General features: G+C 63.6%; 17 protein-coding genes. 16 read left to right on the top strand and 1 reads right to left on the bottom strand.

Features of this window, described 5'->3' with window-relative positions; all coding sequences use genetic code 11:
- The first annotated feature begins 18 nt into the window (after positions 1-18).
- The 11 genes from OJ996_RS09955 (at position 19) to OJ996_RS09905 (ending at position 10,433) form a co-directional block, all read left to right on the top strand.
- Complete coding sequence (locus OJ996_RS09955; RefSeq protein ID WP_264513402.1) at positions 19-1,197, top strand: polysaccharide deacetylase family protein; 1,179 nt, start codon at positions 19-21, stop codon at positions 1,195-1,197.
- A gap of 65 nt (positions 1,198-1,262) precedes the next feature.
- Positions 1,263-2,690, top strand: a complete 1,428-nt coding sequence (ffh, locus tag OJ996_RS09950; protein ID WP_264513401.1) for a signal recognition particle protein — start codon at positions 1,263-1,265, stop codon at positions 2,688-2,690.
- Between the two features lie 52 nt (positions 2,691-2,742).
- A complete protein-coding gene (locus tag OJ996_RS09945) occupies positions 2,743-3,219 on the top strand; it encodes an RDD family protein (RefSeq protein ID WP_264513400.1) in 477 nt (158 codons plus the stop codon).
- A 58-nt stretch (positions 3,220-3,277) separates the two neighbouring features.
- Positions 3,278-3,745 (top strand): RDD family protein, encoded by a 468-nt coding sequence (locus OJ996_RS09940; RefSeq protein ID WP_264513399.1) that lies wholly within the window; start codon positions 3,278-3,280, stop codon positions 3,743-3,745.
- A 58-nt stretch (positions 3,746-3,803) separates the two neighbouring features.
- Positions 3,804-4,550, top strand: coding sequence for a hypothetical protein (locus OJ996_RS09935; protein ID WP_264513398.1), 747 nt, complete (start codon positions 3,804-3,806; stop codon positions 4,548-4,550).
- 51 nt (positions 4,551-4,601) lie between these two features.
- Complete coding sequence (locus tag OJ996_RS09930; RefSeq protein WP_264513397.1) at positions 4,602-4,838, top strand: AbrB/MazE/SpoVT family DNA-binding domain-containing protein; 237 nt, start codon at positions 4,602-4,604, stop codon at positions 4,836-4,838.
- Positions 4,835-5,266: a type II toxin-antitoxin system VapC family toxin gene (locus OJ996_RS09925; protein WP_264513396.1), complete on the top strand. Its 432-nt coding sequence runs from the start codon at positions 4,835-4,837 to the stop codon at positions 5,264-5,266. The genes OJ996_RS09930 and OJ996_RS09925 overlap by 4 nt, the downstream gene beginning before the upstream one ends.
- 42 nt (positions 5,267-5,308) lie before the next feature.
- A complete protein-coding gene (gene pdxH / locus OJ996_RS09920; RefSeq protein ID WP_264513395.1) occupies positions 5,309-5,944 on the top strand; it encodes a pyridoxamine 5'-phosphate oxidase in 636 nt (211 codons plus the stop codon).
- 185 nt (positions 5,945-6,129) lie between these two features.
- Positions 6,130-6,864 (top strand): ABC transporter permease, encoded by a 735-nt coding sequence (locus tag OJ996_RS09915; protein WP_264513394.1) that lies wholly within the window; start codon positions 6,130-6,132, stop codon positions 6,862-6,864.
- A gap of 6 nt (positions 6,865-6,870) precedes the next feature.
- Positions 6,871-8,490: a DUF7088 domain-containing protein gene (locus OJ996_RS09910; RefSeq protein ID WP_264513393.1), complete on the top strand. Its 1,620-nt coding sequence runs from the start codon at positions 6,871-6,873 to the stop codon at positions 8,488-8,490.
- An 11-nt stretch (positions 8,491-8,501) separates the two neighbouring features.
- On the top strand, positions 8,502-10,433 hold the full coding sequence (locus tag OJ996_RS09905; RefSeq protein ID WP_264513392.1) for a DUF4340 domain-containing protein: 1,932 nt from the start codon (positions 8,502-8,504) through the stop codon (positions 10,431-10,433).
- Between the two features lie 4 nt (positions 10,434-10,437).
- Here the strand turns inward: OJ996_RS09905 and OJ996_RS09900 are convergent, their stop codons facing one another.
- The gene (locus OJ996_RS09900; RefSeq protein WP_264513391.1) at positions 10,438-10,698 is read right to left on the bottom strand and encodes a hypothetical protein; all 261 of its coding nucleotides are present in this window, start codon (positions 10,696-10,698) and stop codon (positions 10,438-10,440) included.
- A gap of 157 nt (positions 10,699-10,855) precedes the next feature.
- Between OJ996_RS09900 and OJ996_RS09895 the strand changes: the two genes are divergently transcribed.
- The 5 genes from OJ996_RS09895 to OJ996_RS09875 all read left to right on the top strand — a co-directional run bounded on the left by OJ996_RS09895 (position 10,856) and on the right by OJ996_RS09875 (position 12,632).
- Entirely contained in the window at positions 10,856-11,404 is a 549-nt protein-coding gene (locus OJ996_RS09895) for a GNAT family N-acetyltransferase (protein ID WP_264513390.1), read from the top strand.
- A gap of 12 nt (positions 11,405-11,416) precedes the next feature.
- On the top strand, positions 11,417-11,626 hold the full coding sequence (locus OJ996_RS09890) for an addiction module protein (RefSeq protein ID WP_264513389.1): 210 nt from the start codon (positions 11,417-11,419) through the stop codon (positions 11,624-11,626).
- Positions 11,623-11,922 (top strand): hypothetical protein, encoded by a 300-nt coding sequence (locus tag OJ996_RS09885; RefSeq protein WP_264513388.1) that lies wholly within the window; start codon positions 11,623-11,625, stop codon positions 11,920-11,922. The genes OJ996_RS09890 and OJ996_RS09885 overlap by 4 nt, the downstream gene beginning before the upstream one ends.
- A 150-nt stretch (positions 11,923-12,072) precedes the next feature.
- Positions 12,073-12,351: a BrnT family toxin gene (locus tag OJ996_RS09880; protein ID WP_264513387.1), complete on the top strand. Its 279-nt coding sequence runs from the start codon at positions 12,073-12,075 to the stop codon at positions 12,349-12,351.
- An 8-nt stretch (positions 12,352-12,359) separates the two neighbouring features.
- A complete protein-coding gene (locus tag OJ996_RS09875) occupies positions 12,360-12,632 on the top strand; it encodes a CopG family antitoxin (RefSeq protein ID WP_264513386.1) in 273 nt (90 codons plus the stop codon).

The following is a 12,632-nucleotide window of genomic DNA, read 5'->3' as shown; positions in this document are numbered from 1 at the left end:
TACAGTGGGGCCAGACGAATGAAGCTTGCTCTCCTGCTCGCCCTGGTCCTGCCGCTTGCCGCGCAGCAGACACCCGCGCCGCCGCCACCGCCCGCCCCGGAACCGCCGCCTGCCGAGCAGGAGGACGGGGTGCGCGTCTCCGTGCTGGGCTACCACGATTTCTCGGAGACCGCGCCGGAGTCGGAGATGATCATCCGGACCTCCAAGTTCCGGAAGCAGATGGAGGCGATCCGCAATGCCGGGCTGCCGGTGATCACCATGGCGGACTTCCAGGCATGGAAGCGCGGGGAGAAGGACATCGCGGACAAGAGCATCGTCATCACCATCGATGACGGCTGGAAGGCCGTTTACACGGATGCCTACCCGATCCTGAAGGAGTTCGGCTTCCCCTTCACCCTCTTCCTCTACAAGAACTACGTGGATGGAGGCGGCAAGGCCCTGACCTCCGAGATGATCAAGGAGATGCAGAAGAACGGGGCCACCATCGGCAGCCACTCCGTCTCCCACTCCTACCCGCAGAGCCACCGCCGGAAGGGCGCGGAGGCCTATGACAAGTTCCTGAAGCTGGAATTCGGCGAGTCCAAGAAGTTCCTGGAGCAGAAGTTCGGCGGGCGCGTGACGACCTACGCCTACCCGGGCGGCATCCATACCGCCGAGATGGACCCGATCTCGAAGGAGTTCGGCTACGAGCACCTCTTCACCGTGCTGCCGGGCAAGGTGCGGCGCACGAATGACGACCACATCATCCCGCGCTACATCATCCTGGGCACGCACGACCGGATCTTCGAGCTGGCCACCGGTTTCAACGAGATCTCCGGCGTGGCGGCGGGCGCGAATCCCGTGATCGCCCCGCAGACGACCCCGCACCCGGTGCAGCCGGAGCCGGGCACCACGGTGGGTTCCCGCCTGCCCCTGCTCAGCGCGGACCTCTCCGGCGTGCAGGACATGGACCCCAAGACGCTGACCATGAAGGTGGGCGGCTTCGGCGAGGTGCCGGCGGTGCTGGATGCGGAGACGAAGGTCCTGAGCTGGCAGGTGAACCGCCGCCTGCGCTCCCCGGTCTGCCAGGTGGCCGTGTCCTGGCTGGACAGCAAGGGCAAGCCGCCCGAAGTTCCGCTGCGCTGGTCCTTCCGCATCGATCCCGAGGCCTCCTACGTGCCCTTGGACGACGGCACGCCCGAGAGAAGTTCCAAGTAACAAGTTCCAAGTTTCAATTTCAGACTCCGAGCTCCCCGCTCCAAGCTCTCCGCTTTCCCAAGACCATGTTCAGCAATCTCGCCGACTCGCTCGACAAGACCTTCCGCAACCTCCGCGGCGTCGGTAAAATCTCCGAGTCCAACATCACCGATGCCCTGCGCGACATCCGTCTGGCCCTGCTGGAAGCGGACGTGGAATTCGGCGTGGCGAAGGAATTCGTGGCCCACGTGAAGGAGAAGGCGGTTGGCGCGGACGTGCTCAAGTCGATCAAGCCGGGCGAGCAGATCGTCAAAATCTTCCACGACGAGCTGGCCGAACTGCTCGGCGGCGACCAGGTGCCGCTCGATCTCACACCGCCCGCCCGGATCCTGCTCTGCGGCCTGAACGGTGCCGGCAAGACGACCACCGCTGGCAAGCTGGCGAACCGCCTGAAGAAGGAAGGTCGCAAGCCGCTCCTGGTGGCAATCGACCTTTACCGCCCCGCCGCGATCGACCAGCTCGCGGTGCTGGGCAAGCAGATCGGCGTGCCGGTCTACACCCCGGAAGCCAGCGAGACGGACGTGGTGAAGGTGGCGCGGGAGGCCCTCGCATGGGCCGAGACGCAGCCTCACAACGTGATCATCTTCGACACCGCCGGTCGCCAGGAGGTCGACGAGCGTCTGGTGGAGGAGCTCAAGCGCCTGCACCAATTCGTGCAGCCGCAGGAGACCCTGCTCGTGGCGGACTCCGCGACCGGCCAGCAAGCCGTTTCCGTGGCCAAGCATTTCGATGAAGCGGTGGGCATCTCCGGCATCATCCTGACCAAGCTGGATGGCGATGCGCGCGGCGGTGCGGCGCTCTCCATGCGCGCGGTGACGGGCAAGCCGATCAAGTTCGCGGGCGAGGGCGAGAAGCTGGACCAGCTCTTTGAATTCCACCCGAACCGCATGGCCGACCGCATCCTCGGCATGGGCGATATCGTCGGCATGGTGGAGCAGGTCGCCTCCAAGATCGACGAGAAGGACGCGATGAAGTCGATGCAGCGCCTCGCGGAGGGCAAGTTCGACTTCTATGACTTCTTGGACCAGATGAAGATGCTCCAGAAGCTGGGCGACATGAAGGGCCTGCTGGGCCTGCTGCCCGGCTTCAACAAGATCAAGAAGCAGATCCCGGACGCCGCCTTCGACCCGAAGCGGATGAAACGTACGGAAGCCATCGTACTTTCGATGACGCCGGACGAGCGGCGCCGCCCCGAGATCATCAAGCAATCCCGCCGCGACCGGATCGCGAAGGGCTCCGGCACCAAGCTGGTGGAGGTGAACCAGCTGCTGAAGCAATTCGGCGAGATGCGGAAGATGATGCGCTCGCCCAACAAGATGAACAAGATGATGAAGCAGATGGGCGGCGGCATGCGGGACATACCGAACCTCCCCGGCTTCGGCAAGGGTGGCCTCGGAGGCATGAACATCGAGGAGATGATGAAGAACATGAAGGGCAAGTTCCCGGGGCTTTGATCATGGGTTTTGAAGTTGGCAGAGATACGTCATCCTGCTAACAGACCCCGATATGGAGCCTGAGAACAACCCCTACTCCGCGCCTAGTGTCACTACCGCACCGCCGGTCTTTCCTACCTCCCCGCAGAATTTCATCCCGGCCTCGCGCGGGCAGCGCTTCCTGAACTACCTGATCGATACGACCGTCCTCGTTGTGGGCGTCGGGGTGCTGGCCTTCATCTATGGCGTGGTCGCGGGCGGGACCCTGGATGATGAAAACGCGGGAGAAGGAGTCGCGTTCAACCTGATGATCTACGGCCTCTTCGCCATCTACTACGCGATCTTCGAATCCACCACGGGGGTCACGCTCGGCAAGCTGGTGACCGGCACCAAGGTGGTGGATGCCAACGGCAACAAGCCGAGCTTCGGCAAGGCGCTGGGGCGCAGCCTCTGCCGCTTCATTCCCTTCGAGCCCTTCTCCCTCTTCAACTCGGAATCCCGCGGCTGGCACGACTCGATCCCCAAGACTTGGGTGGTAAGGAGCCGCTAACCGGCTACTGCTTTTGGATTGGCAGGGCCCGCTGCTATCGGCATAACTAGGCCCCGAAATGGAGCCAGAAAACAATCCCTACGCCGCACCTGCCATTGCCGCTACTCCCGAGGCTCCGCCGCTGCCGCTGGAGCGTCCGGTGCAGGTAGGCCGCGGGCCGCGCTTCCTGAACTTCCTGATCGACCGGGTGGTGGTCTTCGCCATGGCCTTCGTCGTTGGCTTGGTCGGAGCGATGTTCTTCGGGGCCACGGAGGAGACCTTCTCCGGCATCAACGATGTGCTGCTCGGCTACGCGCTGACTCTCGTCTACTACATCTTCATGGAAGGCGTGCTGGGCACCACGCTGGGCAAGCTGGTGACCGGCACCAAGATCATCGGCGAGGACGGCCAGCGCCCGCCTTTCAGCAAGATGCTCCAGCGCAGCCTCTGCCGCATCATCCCCTTCGAGCCGCTCTCCTATCTGGGCTCCGATGCCCGCGGCTGGCACGACACGATCACCAAGACCTGGGTGGTGAAGTCCCGCTGAGGGGCGGTGCCCCATCCGCGTGCTTGATCGCCGCGGCCGAGTTGATAGAAGATAAGCCATGGATTACACCCAAGGCCCGCCGCCGCCCCCTCCACCACCTCCGGCCCCGGCTCCCCCGGCCTACATGGGACCGCCCCCCGGTCACGGGCACGCGCCGAAGAAAGGCCTGCCGCCGGTCGCGTGGGTGGGCATCGGCTGCGGGGGCCTGATCATTCTCATCGCCGTCATCGCGGGGATCACCGCGATGACGGTCGGCAAGAAGGTGATGGAGGCCTTCAAGGCGCACCCCGGCCAGGATGCCGTGACCGCACTGATGGAGAAGCTGCCGGATTATGAGAAGGTCTCCGAGGACGTCGAGAAAGGCAGCATCACCATCCGCGCGAAGGCCAGCGGCGAGAACATCGCCACCGACTACGATTCGCTCGTGCTCGGCAAGACCGAGGTGAAGGACGCCACCGGAGCCGCCACCCCGATCGCGAAAGGTGACCTGAGCAAGATCCCCGCGTGGGTGCCCCGCTACCCCGGAGCGATCGACGAGAAGATGGTCGTGCAGCGCGACGACGCCAGCCAGACCAGCGGCGTGCTTGTCTTCACCACGAACGATGCGGCTCAAGCCGTGGTGGATTCGTACGAGAAGGCCGCCATTCCGATCGGATTCAGCGGGAACTACAGCGGTTCCAGCGAAATGGGGAGCCGGATTTCGAAGGAAAGGCGCTACAGCGGCGGCGGTCGCGTGCTGCGCGTGCACGTCCACGGAGTCAGCGGTCCGCCGTGGATCGTTCAGGTGATCTATGAGGGGAAGTGAGGAGGAGGCTTGTGCCTTGCCGGGCCCGGGCTTTCAGACCATAGTAGCCGCATGACTACCGTCCTTTCCCAGAAAGGTCACATCGAGTTGCCGGGCGCCTTGATCCGGCAACTGCATCTCCATGCTGGCGACGATCTGGAGATCTCGGTCGAGGACGAGGACACGATCACCCTGCGAAAGGTGGCCAATCCTCCGAACCGCGGGCTCGTCGATCTTTTGACCCTTTGCCCGTCTTCTTTCGAGGTTCCTCCGCGGGATGGCGATAGCTCTCAGCCGCTCTCCCTGTGAGCTATCTGGTCGACACCAACGTCTTTAGCGAAACCGCAAAGCCGAAACCCGATCCTCACGTGATCGCTTGGCTCCGCGGGCACGAGAGCGAGCTATATGTAAGCGCGATTACCATCGCGGAGATGCGGCGTGGAATCGAGTTACTCGACGACGGCGACCGGAAAACCCGCCTCGATCGATGGCTTCAGACGGTGTGCGAGTCCCTCCAAGGCCGAGTCCTCTCATTCAATACAAGCGTCGCCCATGTATGGGGGCAGCACAAGGCACGCTGGGACCGCGCGGGAATCGTCGTCCCCTCTCTCGATAGTCAGATTGCCGCTACCGCCATCCGGCACGGGCTGACGATTGTCACGCGCAATACCACCGACTTTTCGCGGACCGGCGTCAAGACCTTGGACCCCTCCTCCGGTTTGCAAGCGGGGGCCTAGCCCCACCCTTGCCACGCAGCCTTCCCCGCCCTATTCCCGGGCATGGACTTGTCCGATTTCCGCAGGGAATACACCGGCCGCGGCTTGCACCGCGAGGATCTGAACGAGGACCCCATCCGGCAGTTCGAGACATGGTTCCGCCAAGCCACCGAGCTGGAGTTCCATGAGCCGAACGCGATGAGCCTGGCCACGGTCGATCCGAAGGGCCGGCCCCTACTCCGCACCGTGCTGCTGAAATACTTCGATACCGCGGGTTTCGTCTTCTTCACCAACTACGAGAGCCGAAAGGCGCAGCACATCGCGGAAAACCCGAATGTCTCGCTGCTCTTCCCGTGGATCACGCTGGAGCGGCAGGTCATCGTGCAGGGCCGGGCCGAGAAGATCTCCGCGGCGGAGTCCCTGAAATACTTCATCTCCCGCCCGCGCGATTCCCAACTCGGGGCTTGGGTCTCCCAGCAGAGCTCCGTGGTTTCCTCCCGCAAGCTGCTGATGCAGAAGCTGCACGAGGTGACGGAGAAGTTCCGCGACGGCGAGATCCCCCTGCCCTCCTTCTGGGGCGGCTTCCGGGTAGTGCCGGAGACCATCGAGTTCTGGCAGGGCGGCCCCGCCCGCCTTCATGACCGCTTCCTCTACGAGAAATCGGACAAAGGCTGGGCCGTGGAGCGCTTGTCGCCCTGACCCCGCCAAGCCGCGTAGCCCGAGCAGAAAGCCCGCACCCGCTTGAAACAGGCGATGGGCGATCCCTCGCACGAACCCGCCCCGGTCTTTCACGCTCCAACATTTCCTCTTCCCCGCCCCGCGGGCTTCTCCTAAACAAGCGGCCCCGCAGGCACCCCACCGAATTCATGCGATTGTTGTTCATCATGCTCCGCAAAGAGCTGAAAGGGTATTTCTTCAACCTTTTCGGCTGGGTGGTCTTCGCCTTCGTCACGGCGATGCAGGGCGCGGCCCTCTCCACCGCGATGAAGGGCTTCCGCGATGCGCCGAGCCAGGACAGCTTGGTCTACTCGGTCTTCAATACCACGCTCTTCTGGTTCTGGTTCCTCTTTATCTTCCCGCTGATCACCATGCGCCTCTTCGCGGAGGAAGAGCGCAGCGGCACCTTGGAAGGCCTGCTCACAGCGCCCGTGCGGACTTGGCAGGTGGTGCTGTCCAAGTACGGCGCGGCCATGACCTTCTACACCCTGCTGTGGATCCCGGGCTACCTGCAGTTCCGCATGTATGAGTGGGTCACGGACATCCCGCCGGCCTATGCTCCCGGGGCCATGCTCGGTGCCTACTCCATCATCCTGCTCATGGGTGCGGCCTTCACCGCGGTGGGCTGTCTGGCCTCCGCGCTGACCTCCAGCCAGATCATCGCGGGCCTGCTCACCATCGGCATGCTGGTGATCCAGTTCTTCCTGGGATACGTGACGAACATTTGGGGCGAGGATTTCCGCGCTGCCGGACTTTTCCACTACATCTCCAGCCAAGAGCACCTGCACTACTTCACCCGCGGCCTGCTGGATACGCGCCCGGTGGTCTTCTACCTGAGCTCCGCGGTGTTCGTCCTCTTCATCACTTACCAGGTCATCGACTACCGCCGCTGGCGCCGCTAACCTTACATGAGCACGGATTCCGAAAGCCCTAAAGCAAAGGCGGCGAAACCCATCCGGCGTCTCGGCACCGGTCTGCTCTTGATCGTGCAGATCCTCTGCGTGGTCGTGCTCTTCGTGGCGCTGAATTACCTGAGCGCGCAGCACCATATCCCGAAGGATCTGAGCGGCGAAGCATCCTACACGCTCTCTCCTTCCACCCGGCGCTATCTGGAGTCCGCGGCGATCCGTGATCGCGAGGAGCCGATCCGCATGCTGGTGGCCTTCCGCCGGGTGAACCCGATGTACGAGAAGGTGCGCGTGCTGGCGGAGGAATACATGCGCCTCTCGAATGGCAAGGTCCGCTTGGAACTGCTCGACCCCGTGCGCTCGCCTGACCGCGCGCAGCAGGTGGTGGATCAATTCGGCAGCGTCTACACCGAGGCCTACAAGAAGACGATCTTCAACACCGACCTCATCATCGTGGATGCGCGGTCGAAGGCGGAGAAAGAGCAAGCCGCCGCGGCGGGTGCTTCCTCCGGCGCGAACCCGCACATCCGCTTCATCGAGGCGGAGCGCATGGCCCGCTTCGAGACCGACCAGAAGGGCCAGCGCAAGATGACCGGCTTCCAGGGTGAAGACGCCATGACCACCGGCGTGGTCGCCGCCGTGGAGGGCAAGCCGCGCAAGGTCTACCTGCTGGTGGATAAGAGCGGCTATAGCACGGAAGACGGAGCGAACACCCCGCTCGCCAGCTTCGAGAACATCTTGCTCACGCAGAACGCGCTCACGCTGGGCGCCCGCATCGCGGAGCTGGACCGCATCCCGGATGACGCCGCAGCGGTGGCGATCCTGAATCCGGCCTACGACTTCAGCGCCGCCGAGCTGGCCGTGCTGGAGGAATACTGGCAGCGCGCGAACTCCGGCATCCTCGTCACCCTCGGTTCCTCGGAGACCCCGCCGCACCTGCGCGCCTTCCTGCGGAACCAAGGCATCACCCCGGGCAAGGACCGCGTGATCACCAAGAAGGGCGAGCAGGTCATCTCCACCGCACGCGGGAACTTCACGCAAGGCATGGACTTCACCCAGGACTTCGCCGGCAAGGCGATGTTGCTGGAAGGTCCGACCTCGAGCCTGGAGATCCGCGAGAACAACAACGAGGATCTGATCAACAAGAAGATCTTCCCCACCTCCCTGCTCAAGACTCCGCCGGAGTTCTGGGGTGAGACGAAGTTCGCCACGCCGAATCCGGTCTTCGATCCCTCCGAGGACAACCGCGGACCGATGATCCAGGACCGCGAGACCCGCCGCAGCGAATACACCGGCCTCTCGCTGGCCGGAGCCGTGATCCGCGGTGCCGGCGGTCGCGATGACACCGCGAACCAGATCTCCCGCATGGTGGTGATCTCGAACTCCGATTTCCTCGCGCCGAAGCACCTCACCGACATCAACCGCAACTTCGTGGCCAGCTCCGTGAACTGGCTGATGGGCCGCGAGGAACTCACCGGGGAGGGCCCGCTGACGCTGGGCACCTACAAGCTGCCGCTGCTGGATAGCCAGCTCTCCTTCATCAACCGGGTGAACCTCTTCTTCCTGCCCGCCTTCGCCTTGATCATCGGCGCCATCGTCTGGTCATCGCGCCGGGCCTGATCCGACTTCTCATGCGATCCTTCGCGTTCACCTTCTTCCTGCTCATCCTCGCCGCCGGGGCCGCCCTGGTGGCGGTGCTGCACGTGAAGGACGGCAGCCTCGACCGCCTGCTCGGCTCGCAAGGCGCGGAGATCGGCGGGAATCTCTACAAGTTCGAGACGCAGAACATCCACCGCATCCACCTGGCCGGAAACGGCGTGAAGGCGGAGTGCGTGTTCGAGGACGGCATGTGGCGCATCGTCCAGCCGTGGAAGGACCGCATGGACCCCCGCGTGGCGAACCTGATCGTGCAGTTCACGCTCGGCACGAAGGTGGTGGACATCATCCCCGAGGGTAAGATCGATACGGCGAAGGCCGGCCTGCGCGACGGAACCATCGGCGTGCTGATCGAGGACAAGGACGGCAATCGTCTGGCCAACTATCTCTTGGGACGCCCGACGCTGTGGGTGGAATACGACAAGGAGAACGATCGGCACGACAGCACGGTCTTCATCCAGCCGCTCGACGAAGGCCGCAGCGACGACACCTATGCGGGCACCGGGGATATCCACTCGCTCTTCCGCGATGGCTTCCGCCACCTGCGGGATCACCATCCCTTCCTCTGCAATCCCCTGTTGTTAGAGACCGTGCGCCTCAAGAACGGCGAGGCCGAGGTGCTGCTCTCCCGCAGCGGGGAGAAGGCCCCTTGGCGCATCACCAAGCCGCAGGAGCTTCCCACCGATGTGAACGCGGTGACCAAGCTGCTCACCGATCTCTTCAAGCTGCGTGCGAAGCGCGTGATGGACCGCTCCGAGGTGACCCTGCCAGCGGAGGAAACCAACGGTCGCCAGCGGATCGCGATCAAGCACTTCGGCCAAGCTCAAGAAGTCATCCTGGAGATCATGCCTCCCGCCAGCGCGGAGGCGGAGACGGTCTACGCCACCGTGAGCGATCGCCCGGACACCGTCTTCGAACTGCTGCTCAAGCCGCTGGCCAGCGTGCCGACCGAGACCAAGCCCGGCGCTCCCGCGGAGGAAGAAGATGACGACTTGGTCTCGCTGGCCGAGCTGCCGGACACCATCAACGACCTGCGCAATCCGATGCTCACGCTGCTGAACCCGGCGGCGATCCAGGGTATCCTGATCCACTCCTCCACCGGTCCTGAGATTCCCGTGGTGCGCGAGCAGGGCCGCGATTGGGAGTATCAGGATACGGCGGGCAAGATGCAGCCGATCAACTACGCCACGCTAACCCGCATGGTGGGCACGCTCACGCAGACCCGCGTGGCGGACTTCGTGACGGATGCCGCCACGGACCTCACACCCTACGGGCTAGACCGCCCCTCGATCTCGCTGCGCTTCCTCGCCTTCGGCGGCGAGCGTTATGAGTTCGTCTTCGGTCGCTCGCTCGACGGCACCTGGCATGCGATGCGCGCAGGTGTGCCCACCGTCATGCGGGTGGATGATACCTATGTCCGCGCCCTCGCCACGCAGCCGTGGGAATGGCGGCGCGCGAATCCATGGTCGATCGCCGAAGTGGACGTTTCCCAAGTCGAGCGGGTAACCGCTGGCAAGCCGCCGCTGCTGCTGGAGTATAGCATGATCCAGCAGAGCTGGAAGGCCACCCAAGAGGGTAAAGACCGCAGCGCCGAACTGGAAACCGCGCGCGCCGACCAATTGCTGAAGGTGCTACTGGGACTGCAGGGCGAGCGCTGGCTGGCCCCGGACGATCAGGAAGCGAAGAACGCTCTCGCCTCTCCCGCCCTCAGTTTCCGCATCCTCGCCGATGCCTATGACAAGGACGCAGTGAAGACCGGCACGCGCCAATACATCCTGCGCCTCGCCCCGCTCGCAACCACCCCGGGCAACCGCACCTGGGTGGGTCAGGTCGAAGGCGATCCGAATGCCTTCCGCATCGATGTGGAAACCATCCAGCGCCTGGCGGTGGATGTGTTCGGGGACTGAGTCATCACGGATTCGGAGGCAGCATCCGGGAGATCTCCAAAGTCCCGGTAGGGACGACAGATGTTAGCCGGTGGCGTGAGCCACCGGTTGCGAGAAGCGGCGAACCGAGTCCCGGCAGGGACGGCACGGAGCCAACCATCTCGGCATCCACCTTCATCCCATACTGCGCACCTCGCTCTCCCGAACGGATGAAATGCCCGCTGTTCGCGACGCCACCCTCCACACCCCCGTGTCGTCCCTGCCGGGACTTCAAATATCGCTCCATCAATTCCGGTGGCTGACGCCACCGGCTAACATCTTCCGCCCCTACCGGGGCTCAGGATGTTCACTCACGCTCTTCCCGCAGCACCCCTTATCTCTGGCAACAATCCTAGTGGCCTGATCCGCGACATCAGCTACAAGCAAGTCTCCCCACCGCAACCATGACAACCGTCTCCGACAACCCCGGCTTCCAGATTCGCCAAGCCGCGCCGGGGGAGACCGGAGTGGTCTCGGGTATCCTGCAGGAAGCCGCACGCTGGCTTGTGGAATCCGGCACGCCGATGTGGAAGGACGGCGAACTGGCCCCCGATCGCATCGCCGCGGATGTGGAGGCCGGACTCTTCTATCTCGCATGGGCCGGATCAAAAGCCGCCGGGGTCTTCAAGATGCAGCCGGAGGATCCACTCTTCTGGCCGGACCTCCCGGAAGGCGAGGCTCTCTACCTGCACCGCATCGCCGTGCGCCGGGAGTTCGCGGGGCAAGGCGTGATGAGCTCGATGATCGCCTTCTCGCGCGATGCCACACGCCAAGCCGGAAGACGCTATCTCCGCCTCGATTGCGAAGCCGCCCGCCCACGGCTCCGTGCCGCCTATGAGCGGCTGGGCTTCCAGACCCACAGCGAGAGGCAGGTGGGGCCTTACTTCGTGGCGCGGTATCAGCAAGCCATCGGACCGGCGAATCCGGTTGGAATCGGAACGGAAGCCGGTTAAGGGCTGGAAGCCATGAGTCTTGCCGAGGTCACCCAGCTCCCCCTCAACCAGAAGCTCCAGATCATGGAAGCCATTTGGGAGGATCTGCGTAGCCGGGCCGAAAGCTTTGATATTCCGCCCCGCGATAAGGCACTTCTTGAAGAGAGAAGGGCACGAGCGGCCAGAGGCGAAGCGGCGATCCTGGATTGGGACGAAGTGAAGCATACGATCGGACGCGCATGATCAAAGTCCGGATCTCCGCGGACGCCCTGCTCGATCTGAATGATGGCTTTCGCTTCTATGACGCGCAGGAGCTGGGGCTCGGCGAATATTTTGCCTCCTGTCTCAAAGCGGATATCGAGGGACTGAAGATCACCGGCGGCATTCACCGCAGAGTCGATCTCGACTACCATCGAGCCCTAAGCAGAGTGTTCCCCCACGCCATCTATTATACCCAAGAAAAAGACGAGGTCGTGGTGTGGGCAGCGGCCGATTGCCGTCGGGATCCCGACTGGATCCGCCGGCACTTGGAAGCCTAGCAGCCATCCCCCTCCACCCCCTTTCCAAGACAATCCGCCCCCCTAACGTCGCTGAATGGGGACGGGATTCCCGCAGAAACGGCATTCCGTGACCTTTCCGCTTCCCCATTCCCCGCAAAGCGTGTTTTCTCCGGGCCGCAAACGTTTTCCATGGAACTCGACCTCATCGACGTCCACTTCGACCTGAAGTCCATCAAACCTCGCGAGCTGGAAGAAGCTCTCGAGGATCCCTTCGGTGTGCGCCTGCTTCCGGACCATCAACACGACGGGGCAGAGTCCCGCTACTACGCCCTCGGGCGGACCGTGGCGGACCGCTATCTCTTCCTCTGCTTCTGGACGGATGGCAAGCGCACCCGCGTGATCACCGCGCGCGCGATGACGGAAGGTGAACAGCGATTCTACGAGCGGAAATACGCCGAGTTCAAATGAGCCAGCCCATGCAGCCCATCACCCGCTGGTCGGATATCCCGGCCTTTGACGACGAGGAAGCCGAAGCCCGCTTCTGGGACACCCATGAACTGGACGCCCGCGTGATGTCCGGCTCCGTGCACGAGCCCGATTCCCGCGAGTCCACGACCATCACCCTGCGCTTCGATCCCCGGATGCTTTCCCGCATCAAACGGATCGCCCGCTCCCGCTTCCTGAACTACCAGTCCATGATGAAGCAGTGGCTGGCCGAGCGACTGGAAGACGAGCTGCGCAAGCAGTAA

The sequence above is a fragment of the Luteolibacter rhizosphaerae genome (assembly GCF_025950095.1).
GTDB classification, from domain to species: Bacteria; Verrucomicrobiota; Verrucomicrobiia; order Verrucomicrobiales; family Akkermansiaceae; genus Haloferula; species Haloferula rhizosphaerae.
This window is presented reverse-complemented; position numbering and strand designations above follow the sequence as displayed.